This window comes from Aerococcus sanguinicola (genome assembly GCF_008726925.1).
In the GTDB taxonomy this organism is placed as follows: domain Bacteria; phylum Bacillota; class Bacilli; order Lactobacillales; family Aerococcaceae; genus Aerococcus.
The window spans coordinates 1-18,332 of record NZ_VYWO01000008.1; the positions used below are offsets into that span (position 1 = coordinate 1).

An 18,332-nucleotide genomic window follows, 5' to 3' on the forward strand; every position below is an offset into this window, starting at 1 on the left:
ATTCCCTCTTTATATAGATGGATATAGTTAGCCAATTCTGCTGGTGAATGTTTTCTATTTGAACGCATAAAAACTCCCCCTAAAGTAGTTTACTTTTTTTAGTGTCTACTTTAGGGGGAGCATACCATTTGGCGCTTTTTCGTTTATATATAAGTAAGGAGGTTAATGACCATGATCATACTTTATCACATCTATTTATTCTTTGCTCTCGCCTGCCTGGCATCCTTTTTGATGCTCTGGGCCTACCGTACGATTCACTCAGGCGCCATTATTTGGGGACGGTCCCAATGCGACCATTGCCAGAGGAAGCTGCCTTATTGGGCCCTCTGCCCCGTCCTAGGCTACCTGCTCTGTCGCGGGAGGTGCCAGGCCTGCCAAGCCCCTGTCCCCCTCTATTACCCCCTCATTGAGGTCCTATTCGCCTGTGCCGCCTCCTATTTGGTCTTCCAAGGGGCCTATAGTGACTTGGCCATTCTGGCTGTCCTCACCCTTATGACAGCCACAGACCTCACGGCAGGCATGGTCCCTGACCGTTTCCAAGTCCTGCTCTTCCTTATCTGTCTCTTTCGTGAGGAGACCTGGCAAATTGACCGCTGGCTTCAAGCTTTGATTCTTGGCCTCGCCCTCTATGCCCTCAACCAAGTCATCAAGGAGGGGCTTGGTGGGGCAGATATCAAGCTCTTCAGCATGCTCTGCCTGGCTTATGGTCTCTCGGCCAGCCTAGAGATTATCTTGCTCAGTTCCGCCCTGGCCCTGCTATATTTCTTCCTTAGCAGGCACGACAAGCAAGGCGCCCTCCCCTTTGTCCCCTTTATCAGCCTGGGAGTCATCATCCAGCTCATCTTCCTCTAAAAGAAAAAGGCTGGGACAAAAGTCCCGGCCTCTTTATAGAATACGAACTATTCTTTAAAAACGTGCTCCAAAAGTCAGCCCTGACATCCACTTCACGAACTATGGAAGAACCTTTGACAAGGTTCTTTCATAGTTCGCTCCAGTGATTCAGGGCTAACCGACTTTTGTCACACTCTCTTTTAAATTAAGGGAAGTGCATCCACAATTTTTATGGGTTCCCGACATAGTTTTCAGGTTCAACAGGGTGTTCAACAATCACCTGTTCACCATCTTCATTGGTCACATATTCTTCCGTTGTTGGCACTTCACCCAATTTCTTAGGTTCCATGTAACGGTAGCGTGCCATCCCGGTACCTGCTGGGATGATCTTACCGATAATGACATTCTCTTTCAGGCCGAGCAGGTTATCCCGCTTGCCGCGAATTGAAGCATCGGTAAGGACCTTGGTTGTTTCCTGGAAGGAAGCTGCAGATAAGAAGCTGTTCGTTTCCAGGGCTGCCTTGGTAATCCCGAGTAGGACAGGTTGGGCAGTGGCTGGAATAGAGCCTGTCTTAATGGCTTCCGCATTTTCCTTGCTGAAGTCTTCAAGATCCATCAGCTTACCTGGCAAGAGGTCTGTTGCGCCTGGATCGAGGACCCGTACTTTACGGAGCATTTGACGGAGCATCACTTCCACGTGCTTGTCGTTGATGTCTACCCCTTGCATCCGGTAAACCCGTTGGATCTCACTTAACATGTAAGTTTGAACGGTGAGGGAGTCCGTGATGTGGAGCAGTTCTTTCGGATCGATTGACCCTTCTGTGAGCCGGTCGCCCCGTTTGATGGTGTCACCCACTTCAACGAGCATACGGGCAGTGTAAGGAACAAGGTATTCCCGTTCATCCGTTACCCCTTTGACGTTGACCGTCTTTTCACGGGTCGCTTCATTTTGGTTGATGTCCGTTACTACACCGGTAACTTCAGTAATTACAGCGCGCCCTTTCGGATGGCGTGCTTCCACGATTTCTTGAACACGAGGGAGACCTTGGGTGATGTCGTCACCGGCAACCCCGCCCGTGTGGAAGGTCCGCATGGTTAACTGGGTACCAGGCTCACCGATGGATTGGGCAGCGATCGTACCGACAGCTTCGCCGACTTCAACTTCGCTATTCGTTGCTAAGTCAGAGCCGTAGCAGTGCTTGCAGACACCATATGGGGTGTTGCAGGTGAAGACGGAACGGATAGTCACTTCTTCAACCCCAGCTTCGACAATCTTCTTAGCAACTTCTTCTGAGATCAATTGGTCATGGTGGGCAAGGACTTCGCCTGTTTCTGGATGGCGCACTTCTTTTTGAAGGTAGCGACCAGTGAGGCGTTCTTCCAAGCTTTCAATCATTTCATTACCTTCACGAATGGCAGATACACGCAGGCCGCGGTCCGTGTGGCAGTTGCTTTCTTTGATGATCACATCTTGGGCCACATCGACCAGACGACGAGTGAGGTAACCCGAGTCGGCTGTCTTCAGCGCCGTATCAGTCATCCCTTTACGGGCACCGTGCGTGGAGATAAACATCTCTTGAACGGACAAGCCTTCCCGGAAGTTAGACGTTACAGGCAGTTCGATAATCTTACCGTTAGGCCCAGCCATCAGACCGCGCATCCCCGCTAACTGGGTAAAGTTAGAGATATTACCCCGGGCCCCAGAGTCCATCATAATGAAGAATGGGTTTTCGGCTGATAGGGAGTTCTTCAGACGGTTTTCGATTTCATCTTTGACCTTGTTCCAAGTTGTAATAACTTGTTCATAACGTTCATCATCTGTGATCAAACCACGACGGTATTGCTTGGTGATGTTATCCACGCGCTTGTGGCCTTCTTCTACCAGGTCGTTCTTAGTATCTAAGACGGTAATATCTGAGATACCTACTGTAATCCCTGACTTGGTTGAGAATTCAAAACCAAGATCCTTCAAGCGGTCAAGCATCATTTGGGTTTCAGTAACCTTGAATTGTTTGAAGACACGCGCGATGATGCTTTCTAAGTAACCCTTCTTGAATGGTGGCACCAATTCAGCCCGTTGGATGGTTTCTTCAACGTCATCCCCAGCTTCCAAGAAGTACTTGTCTGGCAAGCTGTCATTCAAGTTTTCTTGGGTTGGTTCGTTCAAGTAGTTAAAGCCATCTGGAATAATTTGGTTGAAGAAAAGCTTCCCGATGGTTGTCCGAATCAACTTACCTTGTTGGTCTTCCGTCCAGTTCTTGCCTGGTAAGGAGTTGGTGTCAATGACCACGCGGGTATGTAATTCCACATCGCCACTCTTGTAAGCTGTCATAGCTTCTTCTACGGAAGAAATCGCCATGCCTTCGCCGATCGCACCAGCTGATTCCATGGTGAGGTAGTAGTTCCCTAGCACCATATCCTGGGATGGCGTAACCACTGGTTGCCCGTCTTTAGGGTTCAAGATATGGGTAGCCGCTAACATTAGGATCCGAGCTTCTGCTTGAGCTTCTTCACCGAGTGGTAAGTGGACCGCCATTTGGTCCCCATCAAAGTCCGCATTATAAGCTTCACAAGCTAAGGGGTGGAGACGAATGGCTTTACCTTCGACCAGGACAGGTTCAAAGGCCTGGATCCCTAGGCGGTGGAGGGTAGGTGCCCGGTTCAAGAGAACAGGGTGTTCTTTGATGATTTCTTCTAGAACATCCCAAACTTTGTCATCTTGGTGTTCGATCATCCGTTTCGCATGCTTCACGTTGGCAGCAATTTCACGGCCAACGAGTTCACGCATTAAGAAAGGCTTGAAGAGTTCCAAGGCCATTTCTTTAGGCAGACCACATTGGTACATCTTGAGCGATGGCCCGATAGCAATAACGGAACGGCCGGAGTAGTCGACACGTTTACCCAGCAAGTTTTGACGGAAACGCCCTTGCTTCCCTTTTAACATATGAGAAAGAGACTTCAGTGGACGGTTCCCAGCTCCCGTTACAGGACGGCCACGGCGACCATTGTCCACCAAGGCATCCACAGCTTCTTGGAGCATCCGTTTTTCATTCTGAACGATAATATTCGGTGCATTCAAGTCTAATAAGCGTTTCAAACGATTGTTCCGGTTAATTACTCGGCGGTAAAGGTCGTTTAAGTCAGAGGTCGCGAAACGTCCCCCATCCAGTTGCACCATGGGGCGGAGTTCTGGTGGAATAACAGGAATAACATCCATAACCATCCATTCCGGATCATTGCCTGACTTACGGAAGGCTTCTAAGATATCCAAGCGACGGATAGCCCGGGTCCGTTTTTGCCCCCGTGCACTCGTTAGGACTTCTTTCAACTCAGCACATTCCTTGTCCAAGTTAACTTGGCCAAGAAGTGTCTTGATTGCTTCTGCTCCCATGCCAGCTTGGAAACGATTGCCGTATTCTGCCTTGTATTCACGGAATTCTTTTTCTGATAGAAGTTGCTTGTATTCCAAGGCTGTATCGCCAGCATCTGTCACCACATAAGAAGCAAAGTAAATCACTTCTTCAAGGGCGCGAGGGCTCATGTCTAACAGGAGACCCATCCGGCTAGGGATGCCTTTGAAATACCAAATATGGGTAACAGGTGTTGCCAATTCGATATGGCCCATCCGTTCCCGGCGAACTTTAGAGCGGGTGACTTCCACCCCACAACGGTCACAAACGACACCCGCATAGCGGATGCGTTTGTACTTCCCACATGAACATTCCCAGTCCTTAGAAGGGCCAAAGATACGTTCGCAGAAAAGACCGTCTTTTTCAGGTTTCAGCGTCCGATAATTGATCGTTTCTGGTTTCTTCACTTCACCGTAAGACCAGGAACGAATTTTATCAGGAGATGCTAAACCGATCTTCATACTTTCAAATTTATTAACATCGACCAAGGGGCCAACCTCCCTTTATAATTGCCTCTCGCCTGCTGTACTTGCTTCCAACAGGCCTACCTTGTCATTAAGAACGAAATTCACAGTTGGAGTGCTAGAGCTAAATGCACCTGCTCACACCCTTTAGTTAGGCTCAGGCTAGCAGAAATAGCTCCTCTTCACAAAGAGCCGCCGAAGACTTTCAGTCTTCTCTGTCTCTTTGTGAAGAGGTCCACTTCTACCGCGCTCCCTCACACCCTATTATTCTGCTTCTTTGGCTGTGATTTCTTCGTTGTTTGTTTTGTCTTCTTTATTTTCACTAGCGTCTTCGTTTGTTTCTTTGTTCTCTTTTTTGTCGTCGTTGCGGTTGAAATTGTTGGTATCTTCATCCATGTCGCGAAGGTCAATTTCATTGTCATCGGCGTCGAGCACTTGGATATCTAGGCCGAGTGACTGTAGTTCTTTGACGAGTACGCGGAAGGATTCTGGAACACCTGGGCGAGGAATAGGTTCACCCTTCACAATGGATTCGTAGGTTTGCACCCGGCCGGTGACGTCATCTGACTTGTAAGTCAAGATTTCTTGGAGGGTATAGGCTGCCCCATAAGCTTCGAGTGCCCAAACTTCCATTTCACCGAAACGTTGTCCCCCGAACTGTGCCTTACCACCCAATGGTTGTTGGGTAACTAAGGAGTAAGGGCCAATTGAACGCGCGTGGAGCTTGTCATCAACCATGTGAGACAGTTTCAGATAGTACATCACGCCGACAGAGACACGGTTGTCGAAAGGTTCACCAGTCCGGCCATCATAGAGGACGGTCTTCGCATCTGAAGCCATACCAGCTTCTTCTACTGCTGACCAAATGTCTTCGTCCACGGCCCCATCGAATACGGGGGTGGCGATCTTAATGCCCATATTGCGGGCGGCCATTCCGAGGTGGAGCTCCAATACCTGTCCGATATTCATCCGGGAAGGTACCCCCAGTGGGTTCAGCATGATATCTACTGGTGTCCCATCTGGCATATATGGCATGTCTTCCATTGGGAGGACGAGGGAAACAACCCCCTTGTTCCCGTGACGACCAGCCATCTTATCGCCGACTTGGATCTTCCGTTTTTGGACAATATAAACACGAACTAACATGCTGACGCCTGGTTTTAATTCATCGCCGTTTTCGCGCAGGAAGATCTTGACATCATTAACGATACCGCCGCCACCGTGTGGTACGCGGAGTGAGGTGTCACGGACTTCACGCGCTTTTTCACCGAAGATGGCGTGGAGCAAGTGTTCTTCAGGGGAGAGTTCGGTTACTCCTTTAGGCGTTACCTTACCAACTAAGATATCCCCATCTTTAACTTCTGCCCCGATATAAACAATGCCGCGGTCGTCAAGGTTCTTCAAGGCGTCTTCCCCAACATTAGGGATTTCGCGAGTAATTTCTTCTGGCCCGAGTTTGGTATCACGGGCTTCAGATTCTAATTCATCAATATGGATAGAGGTATAAACGTCATCCTTCACCAAACGTTCAGAAAGGATAACCGCATCTTCATAGTTGTAACCATCCCAGGTCATGAAGGCAATCAGTGGGTTTTGGCCGAGTGCCAATTCCCCATTCTGCATGGATGGCCCATCAGCTAGGATGTCTCCAACTTCTACTTCTTCACCTGTACGAACTAACGGTTTTTGGTTGTAGCAGGTCGAACCGTTTGACCGGTGGTACTTGATTAAACCGTACTTATCAAGGGCGCCATCCTCACGACGTACACGCACTTCGCGGGCATCAACGAACTCAACGGTCCCGGATGCCTTCGCAATCACAGCGGTCCCTGAGTCGTGGGCTGCCTTGTATTCCATACCTGTCCCGATTAATGGGGAGTTAGGTTGGAGCAATGGCACAGCTTGCCGCTGCATGTTGGCCCCCATCAAGGCACGGTTGGAGTCATCGTTTTCCAAGAAAGGAATACATGCTGTTGCAACGGCGACAACCTGCTTAGGTGACACGTCCATGTAGTCCACTTGTTCAGGACTTACTTCGATATTCTCTTCCACGTAACGGGCCATTACCTTATCTGCAGCAAAAGAACCGTCTTCGTTTAATTCCGAGTTCCCTTGGGCGATGATGTAATTATCTTCTTCATCAGCAGTCAGGTAGTCAATCCGGTCAGTGACCTTGTGGGTATCCCAGCTCACCCGACGATAAGGGGTTTCGATAAAACCGTATTCGTTAATCTTGGCATAAGTCGCCAGAGAGTTGATCAGCCCAATGTTTGGACCTTCAGGCGTTTCGATTGGACACATCCGGCCGTAGTGAGAATAGTGAACGTCCCGAACTTCGTAACCGGCCCGGTCCCGGGTCAAACCACCTGGCCCTAAGGCTGAGAGACGGCGTTTGTGGGTCAACTCAGATAGGGGGTTGTTTTGGTCCATGAACTGTGACAGCTGGGAAGAACCAAAGAATTCCTTGATTGCAGCAACTACTGGACGGATATTCACTAATTGTTGAGGGGTCACCGTATCCACATCTTGGGTGGACATCCGTTCCCGAACCACGCGCTCCATCCGTGAGAGCCCAATCCGGAATTGGTTCTGTAAGAGTTCACCTACTGAACGGATCCGGCGGTTACCCAAGTGGTCGATATCATCTGTCTTGCCCAAGCCTTCGTAAAGGTTCAGGAAGTAGCTGAGCGAAGCCATGATATCCGCTACCGTTAGAGCCTTCACGTCATCAGCTGGATTCGCGTTACCGATCACATTGATGATGCGGTCTGGATCATTTGGTGCATAAACCTTCACTACTTGTAGGCGTACGGGTTCTGGCACAACAGCTTGGTCATTAGGGTAAATTTCAACAGTATTCGCACCTTGGTCGAGGGCCTCAGCGAGTTCTTCCATCAAGTCCCGACTAAGTTCCGTATCCTTAGCTAGGAGGATTTCACCTGTTTCAGGGTCAACAATATTTTCAGCTAAGACTTGACCTGCCAAGCGGTGCTTCAAGTCTAACTTCTTATTGATCTTGTAACGGCCAACTGGTGCGAGGTCGTAACGATGTGGATCAAAGAAGCGTGATACCAGCAAGTTTCTTGAGGATTCAGCTGTCTTTGGTTCACCTGGGCGCAGGCGTTCGTAGATATCCTTTAAGGCCTCTTCTGTCCGGGTATCGGATTCATTTTTGTGGAGGTCTTTTTCAATGGTATCTTCCAGGGTCTTGCTAGAGCCAAAGATTTCGCGGATTTGTTCATCTTGGGAGAAACCGAGTGCACGAACGAGGACAGAGAGTTGGATCTTCCGTGTCCGGTCAATCCGCACATAAGAGATTCCCTTAGCGTCTGTTTCCATTTCTAACCAGGCCCCGCGGTTAGGGATTACCGTAGTTCCGAAAGAGTGGCGGCCGTTCTTATCGACCTTCTCATTGAAGTAAACCCCTGGTGAACGAACTAATTGAGAAACAATTACCCGTTCGGACCCGTTAACAATGAAGGTCCCTGCTTCAGTCATCAATGGGAAGTCTCCGAAGAAGACTTCTTGGTCTTTAATTTCCCCTGATTCCTTGTTGATCAGACGCAGTTTTGCATACATTGGCGCCGCATAGTTGGCATCTTGGGCGCGTGATTCTGAGACATCGTACTTAGGCTCTTGGAATTTGTAATCCACGAACTCCAAAGCCAACTTCCCTGCATGGTCTTCAATCGGTGAGATATCCTTGAACATGGAAATAATCCCATCTTCTAAGAACCATTTATAAGAATCTGTTTGAATTTCAATTAAATCTGGTAGTTCCAGCACTTCGTTGATGCGCGAATAGCTCCGGCGAACGCTGTGCTTCCCAAATTTGACATCATGTCCCGACATGTATTGCCACCTCTCTATAAAATAAGCCAGTAAAAGTTTTAAGATTTTATTAAGAATCATAAAAATTGGCCCGGTCAACCCGTTTTTTAGACAAAAAAATAACAAAAGAATCGACACTTTTTTGCCTTATCTTTTGTTTCAGACCAAATACGCGGGAAATCGGACAATATTTCGACTCCTGCAGATTCCAATAACTATATCAGATACAGTATAGCAGCTTTTTAATCCCTTGTCAAAGTTTTTTTGAGAAAGATTGACAAGTTTAGCAATCAGGCTTAAACTAGCCCAATACATAGAAAGCGGGATGCCAATGTACGAGACAATTACATACCAAGAAAGCTTAAAGAGCTCTTCACAGCTCTTTATCGATGTTCGGTCGGAAGCTGAATATGCCAAGGACCATCTCCCTGGGGCGATCTCCCTGCCTGTCTTAGACAACGCCAGTCGGGCTAAAGTTGGCTATCTCTATAAATCAGGTGATATTGCCCAAGCCAAGCAAGTAGGGATTAATGCCATGAGCCAGAAGCTGCCCCAATACTTTGCTTTTCTGCAATCTTGCCACCAAGATTTCTCTCAAACTATTCTCTATTGTTCCCGGGGCGGCTACCGCAGCTCCTCGCTAGCCGCCTTGTGCTATAGTCTAGGCCTCCATATTTATAAATTGGACGGCGGTTATAAGGCTTACCGGCATGCGGTCATTGACCAACTTGACCAACTCCTAGACCAAGTCCAAGCGATCACACTCCATGGCTTCACTGGAACAGGGAAGACGGCCATTCTTAAGCAGCTCCATCAGATGGGCTATCCTGTCATCGACCTAGAGGGCTGTGCCCAGCACAAAGGCTCCCTCTTCGGTGACTTGAAGGGCCAAGCGCGCAGTCAAAAAGGCTTCGAGACTCACTTGCTCCTGCAATTACAAGAAGCCCAAGCCCGCTGTCCACAAAAGAATACCCTTCCTGTATTTATCGAGGGCGAGTCGGCCCATATTGGGCACTGTGTCCTGCCTAAGAAACTCCAAGACCAAATGAAAAAGGGGGACAAAATTCTTATCGAAGCCCCTATGGACCGCAGAGTTCAAATTCTGAAAGCAGACTACCTCAAGGAGGACATTGATCCCCAAAGCATCAAGAACTGCCTCAATTGTCTGCGCGGCCGTCTATCTGACCAGCGCATTGACGATGCTATCGAAGCCTTTGACCAAGGGCAGATTGACCAAGTGATCGAAGGCCTCTGCCGGTCTTACTATGATCCTCGTTACAGCTATAAGGCTAAGGCCATGGCCAAACAATACACTAACCTCAACACGCGCCAGTGTGCCGAGGACATCGGCCATGACTTCTTTCCAGATTGGAAATAAAACACAAAAACACCCCACCATCTCATGGACTGCCTGTCAGTCCTTGCATCAAGTAGATGGTCGGGTGTTTTTTGATCGGATTGTCACTTAGTCGTCGCGGTCTCGTCTTAGGTTGAAGCCTTGTTGGCGGAGGTCATCAATTAAAGCTTCGCGGCGAGGACGGCGGTTGGCCATCTTATCGCCAGCTTGTTTAAAGAAGCTATCCACCCGGCGATTGGCATCACGGAGGTCATAATAAGTCGTCATTTCCTGGTCATAGTCTGCCAAGAGGGTCTCGGCATCCTCAGGTAAGTGGTAAGTATCTTCAAAGAAGCGCAAGGCCTTAGGCATACGCGGTTTCAACTGAGGGATCTGGTTGGGCTGACCGAAAGCGAGGCCAAGCACAGGGGCCGTCAGAGGAGGCAAGTCCAAGATATCAATCATTTCCCCCATATTATTCTGGATGCTGCCAAGGAAAACAGCTCCCATGCCCAGGGATTCGACCGCATTATTCACATTCTGTGCCATCAAAACAGCATCACTATAGCCTTGAAGAAAGCGTTCTAACTGATGAGCAGCTAGACTTTCCCGACCTTCACGTTCAGCAATCTGTTGGTTGCGGTAGGTATCTACGAGGAAGATCCACAGTTCAGGGGCACGCGCGATATACTCTTGCTTGCCCACTTCGGCAATGGCCTGACGTTTAGCCGGATCCTTCACCCGAATAATTGAAGCCATCTGCATGCCTTCACTCGTTGCGGTCCGCATAGCGACTTCGGCCAATTGGTCAACAATCTCCTCTGGCACCGCTTGATCTTTGAACTCTCGAATCGTCCGATGGTTCAACTGCTTATCTATCCATTCATTTGCTGCACACATTTCCATCACTCCTTACTTCCTACTTAACAGAATCCAATAGCCTTTCTTGCGTTCAATTTCTTCAACTTGACCAAAAACCTCCTCCATCTTCTTCTTCGCACTAGGCGCCCCTTGCTTCTTCTGGATAACCACCAGCAAGGCCCCGCCTGGTAAGAGCTGGTCATAGGCCCCCGCCAAGAATTGGTGGACCAGCTGCTTGCCTGCTCGGATGGGAGGATTAGTGAAGATAGCAGCAAACCGTTCAGCTGTGATTTGATCATAAGCTGACGACCGGTCAATGGCGACATTATGAACCCCATTCATCGCCGTATTCTGCTTGGCCAAGTCTAGAGCACGCTCACTAATATCCACCATGCGGATAGTCCGCTCAGGATGGAAGCGGCCGAGCACTGTCCCCACTGGCCCATAGCCACAACCAAGGTCGAGCAAGGGCCCCTCTGGAAAATCTAAGTGGGCCGTACTTTCCAGAAGTAAGCGGGAGCCAAAGTCTAAGCGGTCGCGCGAAAAGACGCCGCTATCCGTCGTAAAACGAAAGCTATCCCCCAAAAGCTCCGTCTCATAGGTCTTGAGATCATGAGCTAAGTCACGATTATCATCAAAATATTGGTGTGCCATAAGCCAACTCCTTCACTTTTTCATTTTTATCTTACTAATAATAAGTATAAATAGCAAGAAAAAAGAGCCAGCTAACTGGCCCTCGACAACAAATAAACTAAGAAAAAAGCCGGGACAAAAGCCCCGAGCTCCTTATCCTATTAATAAATGTCTGAAACCTTCTTGTTTTCATCGATCACAATATAGAGGTGGCCATCTTTGCCGACTTTTGACGACATGTATTTATTTTCTAAGCCGTCTTCATCAACTGGCTCGAAGGGGAAGTAAATTTCGCTTTCTTGACCGTCTGACCAAGATAGCGTTAACCATTCGATGCCACGGTTGCGGGTGATAGTTTCAAACATGCCCGTTTCAAGACCGCCTTGGTCAATGGAATCGGATTGGAAGGTATCCGCATCTGGTAAGATTTCCACTTTTAGACTTTCTGCTGGGTTAATTTCAATAATTTCGCCACCGTTGATCCGTCCTAAACTATTCGAGATACGTTTAATCCATAAATCCCCGATGTGTTCTGCTGAAACTTCCCATTCGCCACCGTTACGGAAATGAAACTTAAATACTTCTGCCTTTCTCATATCTATACCACCTTTTCATTTTTTGTGAACTTTTTCACTACCAATAGTATAAAGGAAAATGAAACAAAAATCGAGCCTTATCTCATATTTTTTCATAAATAATTGCTTTAAATTTTATTAAGTGGTAAAAGCTTTATAAAATAAAGAGCGTGCCCCCTAACTAGCGAGCACGCTCCATTCATTATATCCTATCCGCTAAGCCTTCAGATCAATGACCATCCGGCCACGAATTTGGCCCTTTTCCATTTCGTCAAAGATATCATTGATATCTTCCATTGGGCGCATATGAACTTGTGGGACTACCTTACCTTCTGCTCCGAATTGGAAGGCTTCAGCCAAATCTTCACGCGTACCTACTAGAGAGCCGATGACTTGGATGCCATCCAATACTAAGCGAGGAATCGACAGATCCATGGTATCTACAGGCAGACCAACTGCTACGACTCTTGCACCCGCACGAACCGCATTGACTGCCGAGTCAAAGGCTGCCTTATTAACGGCAGTAACGACAGCTCCGTGAGCGCCACCCGTTTTTTCTTGTACAATTGTTTCCACATCATCTGTTTGAGGGTTTAAGCAGATATCAGCCCCGAATTCCTTAGCGAAATCTAATTGGCCTGGGTTAATATCAACGGCGACAACCTTCATATTGAAGACATTCTTCGCATATTGGAGGGCTAGGTTACCGAGTCCGCCTAAACCAAAGAGAACGAGCCACTGCCCAGGGCGAACTTGGGATTCCTTGAGGGCTTTATAGGTTGTTACCCCAGCACAAGTGATAGAAGAAGCTTCAGCTGAGCCTAAGCCTTCAGGAACCTTAACTGCATAATCAGCCTTGACAATACATTCTTCAGCCATGCCCCCATCAGCGGTATAACCAGCATTCTTAACCTGGCGGCAAAGCGTTTCCCGTCCTGAAATACAGTATTCACAGTGGCCACAGCCTTCAAAGAACCAGGCCACGCTGGCCCGATCGCCAACCTTCAAGGAAGTTACGCCAGGGCCGACTTCCTTCACAATACCAATCCCTTCATGGCCTAAAACCACCCCAGAAACATCGCCAAAATCAGCATTTTTAACGTGTAAATCGGTATGACAAACGCCGCAGCATTCCATATCCAATAAGGCTTCCCCATACTCTAAGGGGCGGAGCTCTTTATCAACAACTTCAGCTTTATGGTCTTTGCTTGCAACAATTGCTTTCATGAATGTGTCCTCCTTTAATTCTTTACCTTAATTATAACTTATGATTGTGAATAAGTGAACTTTTATCTTTAGTCCATTAAAGAAATTTGATTCATATGACCATAATGGCATAGTGGGTAATTTTATTGCATTTAATTCGGTTAACCTAAAAATACTTCTTGCATTGCTTAATAATGAGCGTATGATATACATGAATACTAAATCATTTAACCTAGAAAGCGGTGTTCCTTTTGTCGAAAGAAAGTTCCAACCATCATTTATTTGAACACGCCAACGGTCCCTCCCTGGAAGAGATCAACGGCAGTATTACCGTCCCCCAAGGCAAGGGCTTTTGGCGCACCCTGCTTGCCTATTCTGGACCTGGTGCCCTGGTTGCCGTGGGCTATATGGACCCCGGAAACTGGTCCACCTCCATCACCGGTGGGCAAAACTTCGGCTACCTGCTGATGTCGGTCATCCTCATGTCCAGCTTAATCGCCATGTTGCTCCAATACATGGCCGCTAAACTAGGTATTGTCACCCAGATGGACCTGGCCCAAGCCATTCGCGCCCGGACTTCCCGGCCCCTGGGTTTCATACTCTGGATCATTACCGAATTCGCCATCATGGCAACCGACGTGGCAGAAGTTATCGGGGCCGCCATCGCCCTCTACCTCCTCTTCCATATCCCCATGTTCCTAGCCGTTCTCATCACCGTCTTCGACGTGCTCTTGCTCCTACTCCTCAGCAAGGTAGGCTTCCGTAAGATTGAAGCTTTGGTGGTCTGCTTGATCTTTGTTATCTTATTTATCTTTATCTACCAAGTCGCCCTCTCCAAGCCTGACTGGGCGGCCCTCCTGCAAGGCTTCGTTCCCAACAGGCAGAGTTTCGCTAGAGAGCCGGAGATTGGCGGACAAACCCCTCTAACCGGGGCTTTAGGAATCATCGGAGCTACCGTCATGCCCCACAACCTCTACCTCCATTCGGCGGTCTCCCAGACCCGGCAGATCGACCATCAAAAACCTGAAGCCATCCAATCGGCTCTCCGCTTCACCACCTGGGACTCCAACATCCAATTAACCCTAGCCTTCTTCGTTAATGCCCTGCTCCTCATCATGGGAGTGGCGGTCTTTAAGAGTGGGACGGTAACCGATCCCTCCTTCTTCGGCCTCTACCAAGCCCTGTCGCAGCCAGACGCCATGGCAACAGGACCCCTAGCCGCCGTAGCCCGGACCGGCCTGCTTTCTACTCTCTTTGCCCTGGCCCTCCTCGCTTCAGGTCAGAATTCTACCATTACCGGAACGCTCACGGGTCAGGTTATCATGGAAGGCTTTATCCACATGCGGATGCCAATCTGGGCCCGGCGCTTGGTCACCCGCCTACTCTCAGTCATCCCTGTAATTATCTGTGTTTGGGTCACCCAGGGCCAGTCGACGGTTGAAGAGCACACGGCTTTGAATAATTTAATGAACAATTCCCAAGTCTTCTTGGCTTTTGCCCTCCCCTTCTCCATCGTCCCCCTTCTCATGATGACCAATAATGCCCTGGAGATGAAGGGCCGCTTTAAGAATTCCTACCTCATCAGTGGACTGGGCTGGCTGTCCGTTATTAGCTTGACCTATCTTAACTTAATCGGCCTGCCCCAACAGTTCGAAGCCTTCCTCGGTGACCAAGCAAGCCCACTAGCCATTAGTTGGGCCCACAAGCTGGCTTACTTAGTGATTATCCTGGTCCTTGCTTTACTGACCTGGACCATCACCGGTATCCACCAAGGGGAGAAACGCCTCCAAGCCAAACACCAAAGCTTACAAGCGAGCGCCAATGAAAGGATGATCAAGCATGACTCAAACAACATTTAACCGCATTCTCGTTGCCGTAGATGGGTCCAAAGAAGCGCAAAAAGCCTTCCACTATGCCATCCAAGTCGCCTTGGACAAGGCCTGCCCCCTCCGCATCGCTTCGGTCTTCGAAGCTAGCAAGCTCAATGTCTACGAGGCGCTCGACCCCAAGGAAGTCCAAGACAAGCGCCAGGCCTTCCGAGACCAAGTGGCAAGTTACAAGGCCCAGGCAGAGGCTGCTGGCTTACAAGACGTTCAATGTTTGGTCGCAGAGGGCGGTGACCCTGCCAAGGTCATTATTAAAGACCTCCTAGGCCCTAGCCAGGCTGACCTTCTCATTATTGGCAGCCACGGGGATGCCCAAATCAGCGATTACTTTGGCAGTCATGCGGCCTACTTGGTCAAGCACGCCCCGATCCCTGTCTTGGTCTTTCGTTAGACCAGTCCTTGCTAGCCGAGCTGGTCTGTCTTTTCGATCAAGCTTGATTTTTTAACTTTTCCCCTTGACTTTGCCCAAATGACCCGTTATTATATTAACAAATCCTAATAAAGATTAAATTTAGATGAGAGTAGTACTTCTTTTTAACGGACAGGGAGTCGCAATTAATTGAGAACGCGGCATTAAGAGAAGGAATGGACTCATTCAGGGAACTTACAACGCCTCGGCTATTAGTAAGTTACGGAAGCTTGAACCGTTACCTCCAAGCACGTATGTTAGTACGTGAGTAAAGTGGGTATTTTTGCGTGGGCAAAATATCAAATTGGGTGGTACCGCAGGAAACTGATCGATCAGACTCTTGTCCCTTAGGAGGGACAGGAGTCTTTTTGTTTACCTAAAATTATTGGATGCATAGTTTTTTAACAAAATAGGAGGAAATCACCATGACAACAGCAACAAATATGAAAACAGCCATTAAAACCGTCATTTCAGGCAAGGACTTGGATTATCAATTGTCCGAAGAGATTATGAAGGCCATCATGGGCGGCCAGGTGAGCGATGTCGAAATCGCCACCCTACTAACGGCTCTCCGCCTCAAGGGCGAATCGATTGATGAAATTTCAGCCTTTGCTGATGTCATGCGGACCTTCGCTACCCAAGTCAACCATCCCACGGACTCCTTAGACATCGTAGGAACCGGGGGCGACGGGGCTAACACCTTCAATATTTCAACTACTTCAGCCTTCGTCATAGCCGCTGCCGGTATTCCCGTCACCAAGCATGGCAACCGCAGTGCTTCCAGTAAGTCAGGGAGCGCCGACTGTATGGAACAATTGGGGATCCAGCTCGACCTGGACGCCCAGGAAGCTGAGAGTGTCCTCGAGAAGACCGGTATGACCTTCCTCTTCAGCCAGAAATACCACCCCGCCATGCGTTATGTGGCAGGCCCTCGCCGGCAGATGGGGATCCGGACCGTCTTCAATATCCTCGGCCCGCTCGCTAATCCTGCCAACTGTAATTACCAAATGCTAGGGGTCTACGATACCGCCTTAATCGACCCCCTCATCCAAGTCCTCAAGAAACTCGGCCTCAAACGGGCCATGGTCTTCTCTGGTGATGACGGTTTAGACGAAATCACACTGGCAACCACTAGCCGGATCGCTACCCTGCGTGATGGGGAAATCAATTCCTTCGTCTTCGACCCCAAGGACTATGGCTTTGACTATTGCCAGTTAGAAGACTTGGTCGGTGGCGAACCCGCAGAGAATGCCCAGATCACCCGTGAAATCCTCCAAGGAAGCCGGCAAGACGCTAAGTCTGACACCGTCCTCCTTAACGCTGGACTGGCCATCGCCCTAGTGAAGGATGGCTATAGCCTAGCAAATGGCATTGAAGAAGCCCGCCAACTGATTCAAACCGGCCAAGCCGCCAAGAAATTAGAAGAAGTTATCCAAGCCAGCCAACAAGTTTAAGGAGGAGCTTATGATACTCGATGACATTGTCCAAAAGCGCAAAGAACGTTACCAAAGTAGAATGGCCCAAAAGCCTCTAGCTGAATTAGAAGCTGCCTGCCAGGCTATCGAGCTCAGCCAGGAAGCGCCCTTCCCCTTCTATGAGACCCTCAGCCAGAAGGACCACTTCCACTTTATCTGTGAGTGCAAGAAGGCTAGTCCTTCTAAAGGTTTGATAGCAGGCGACTACCATCCCGCTGACATTGCCCGGTCTTACCAGGAAGCTGGCGCCTCGGCTATCTCTGTCCTGACTGAGCCGGACTTCTTCCAAGGCAGTGACCAAGACCTCCAAGCCGTTCGCCAAGCCAGCAGCCTAGCTATCTTACGCAAAGATTTTATTTTCACAGCTTATCAGATCTATGAAGCCAAACTGCTAGGAGCCAATGCCGTCCTCCTGATCGTATCTATCCTCAGCGACCAGGACCTGGATGCCTTCCAAAAACTCGCCCACAGCCTCAACCTAGATGCCTTAGTGGAATGCCATGACCTAGAAGAAATTGAACGGGCCAAGGCCGTCGGAGCACGAATTATCGGGGTCAATAACCGTGACTTAAAGACCTTCACCGTGGACCTCGACAATACCCAACGTCTCCGCCAACATGTCCCCGAAGAGATTGTTTTTATCGCCGAAAGTGGTGTCTCCCAGCGAAACCAAGTCGCCCAGCTCGAAGCCGGCAAGGTTAATGCCCTACTCATCGGCGAGAGCTTGATGCGGGCTGAAGACAAGGGCCAAGTGCTCGCTGAATTACGAGGTGATTCCCATGACTAAAGTTAAATTTTGCGGCCTGAAAAACCTAGACGATGTTGCTATCTGCAATGAAGTCAAACCGGACTATGTCGGTTTCATCCTAGCCAAAAGCAAGCGTCGGATTGACCAAGAGACCGCTCAAAAACTCCGCCAAGCTCTGGATCCAAGTCTTCCTTGTGTCGGCGTCTTCGTCAACGAAGAGCCAGAAATTATTCGCGACTATGTGGAAGCAGGGATTATCCAAGTCATCCAACTCCACGGTGACGAGGACAGGGCCTATATCAAGAAGCTGCGAGAACTTTGCCAAGCGCCGATCATCAAGGCCCTAGCTATTAAGGACCAAGCTTCTTTCCAAGTGGACCTGCCCTGTGATGCCTACCTCTACGATGCCTACAACAAGCAGGTTCGAGGAGGCAGCGGTCAATCCTTCAACTGGGACTTGATCAGCAGCCGCCCAGCCAAACACCGCACAAAACCCTTCTTCCTAGCTGGCGGACTCAAGGCCAGCAACTTGGACGAAGCCATCCGGACGACCCAGGCGGATGGTGTCGATATCTCCTCAGGCATCGAAGGAGCAGACGGACACAAAGACTACAACAAGGCCAAAGAAATCTGCCAAATCGTCCGCTCCGCCCAATAAAACCAAGCA

Annotated in this window: 13 protein-coding genes; 7 read left to right on the forward strand and 6 right to left on the reverse strand. The window is 49.1% G+C overall.

Going from position 1 to position 18,332, the window contains the following annotated elements:
* Positions 1-171 precede the first annotated feature (171 nt).
* Entirely contained in the window at positions 172-852 is a 681-nt protein-coding gene (locus tag F6I03_RS09070; protein ID WP_070430654.1) for a prepilin peptidase, read from the forward strand.
* Positions 853-1,060: 208 nt separating this feature from the next.
* On the opposite strand, the gene rpoC is transcribed toward F6I03_RS09070, so the two are convergent.
* Both rpoC and rpoB read right to left on the reverse strand, forming a co-directional pair.
* Complete coding sequence (rpoC, locus tag F6I03_RS09075) at positions 1,061-4,729, reverse strand: DNA-directed RNA polymerase subunit beta' (RefSeq protein ID WP_070430653.1); 3,669 nt, start codon at positions 4,727-4,729, stop codon at positions 1,061-1,063.
* Between the two features lie 240 nt (positions 4,730-4,969).
* On the reverse strand, positions 4,970-8,557 hold the full coding sequence (rpoB, locus tag F6I03_RS09080; RefSeq protein ID WP_070430652.1) for a DNA-directed RNA polymerase subunit beta: 3,588 nt from the start codon (positions 8,555-8,557) through the stop codon (positions 4,970-4,972).
* 310 nt (positions 8,558-8,867) lie between these two features.
* On the opposite strand from rpoB, the gene mnmH reads away from it, so the two are divergent.
* A complete protein-coding gene (gene mnmH, locus F6I03_RS09085) occupies positions 8,868-9,914 on the forward strand; it encodes a tRNA 2-selenouridine(34) synthase MnmH (RefSeq protein ID WP_070430651.1) in 1,047 nt (348 codons plus the stop codon).
* A gap of 87 nt (positions 9,915-10,001) precedes the next feature.
* On the opposite strand, the gene F6I03_RS09090 is transcribed toward mnmH, so the two are convergent.
* The 4 genes from F6I03_RS09090 to adhP all read right to left on the reverse strand — a co-directional run bounded on the left by F6I03_RS09090 (position 10,002) and on the right by adhP (position 13,168).
* Positions 10,002-10,772: an NADPH-dependent oxidoreductase gene (locus F6I03_RS09090; RefSeq protein ID WP_150983112.1), complete on the reverse strand. Its 771-nt coding sequence runs from the start codon at positions 10,770-10,772 to the stop codon at positions 10,002-10,004.
* Positions 10,773-10,784: 12 nt separating this feature from the next.
* A complete protein-coding gene (locus F6I03_RS09095; protein WP_070430649.1) occupies positions 10,785-11,387 on the reverse strand; it encodes a class I SAM-dependent methyltransferase in 603 nt (200 codons plus the stop codon).
* A 140-nt stretch (positions 11,388-11,527) separates the two neighbouring features.
* Complete coding sequence (locus F6I03_RS09100) at positions 11,528-11,962, reverse strand: hypothetical protein (RefSeq protein ID WP_070430648.1); 435 nt, start codon at positions 11,960-11,962, stop codon at positions 11,528-11,530.
* 195 nt (positions 11,963-12,157) lie between these two features.
* Positions 12,158-13,168 carry an alcohol dehydrogenase AdhP gene (gene adhP, locus F6I03_RS09105; RefSeq protein WP_070430647.1) on the reverse strand — a complete coding sequence of 337 codons (1,011 nt, stop codon included), beginning with the start codon at positions 13,166-13,168 and terminating at the stop codon, positions 12,158-12,160.
* Positions 13,169-13,398: 230 nt separating this feature from the next.
* On the opposite strand from adhP, the gene F6I03_RS09110 reads away from it, so the two are divergent.
* The 5 genes from F6I03_RS09110 to F6I03_RS09130 all read left to right on the forward strand — a co-directional run bounded on the left by F6I03_RS09110 (position 13,399) and on the right by F6I03_RS09130 (position 18,323).
* Positions 13,399-15,006, forward strand: coding sequence for an Nramp family divalent metal transporter (locus tag F6I03_RS09110; RefSeq protein WP_070430646.1), 1,608 nt, complete (start codon positions 13,399-13,401; stop codon positions 15,004-15,006).
* Positions 14,987-15,424: a universal stress protein gene (locus tag F6I03_RS09115; RefSeq protein WP_070430645.1), complete on the forward strand. Its 438-nt coding sequence runs from the start codon at positions 14,987-14,989 to the stop codon at positions 15,422-15,424. The genes F6I03_RS09110 and F6I03_RS09115 overlap by 20 nt, the downstream gene beginning before the upstream one ends.
* A 443-nt stretch (positions 15,425-15,867) precedes the next feature.
* On the forward strand, positions 15,868-16,896 hold the full coding sequence (trpD, locus tag F6I03_RS09120; protein WP_224788517.1) for an anthranilate phosphoribosyltransferase: 1,029 nt from the start codon (positions 15,868-15,870) through the stop codon (positions 16,894-16,896).
* A 10-nt stretch (positions 16,897-16,906) separates the two neighbouring features.
* A complete protein-coding gene (trpC, locus tag F6I03_RS09125) occupies positions 16,907-17,704 on the forward strand; it encodes an indole-3-glycerol phosphate synthase TrpC (RefSeq protein ID WP_070430644.1) in 798 nt (265 codons plus the stop codon).
* Positions 17,697-18,323, forward strand: coding sequence for a phosphoribosylanthranilate isomerase (locus tag F6I03_RS09130; RefSeq protein ID WP_070430643.1), 627 nt, complete (start codon positions 17,697-17,699; stop codon positions 18,321-18,323). Before trpC ends, F6I03_RS09130 begins: the two co-directional genes overlap by 8 nt.
* The last annotated feature ends 9 nt before the right edge of the window (positions 18,324-18,332 follow it).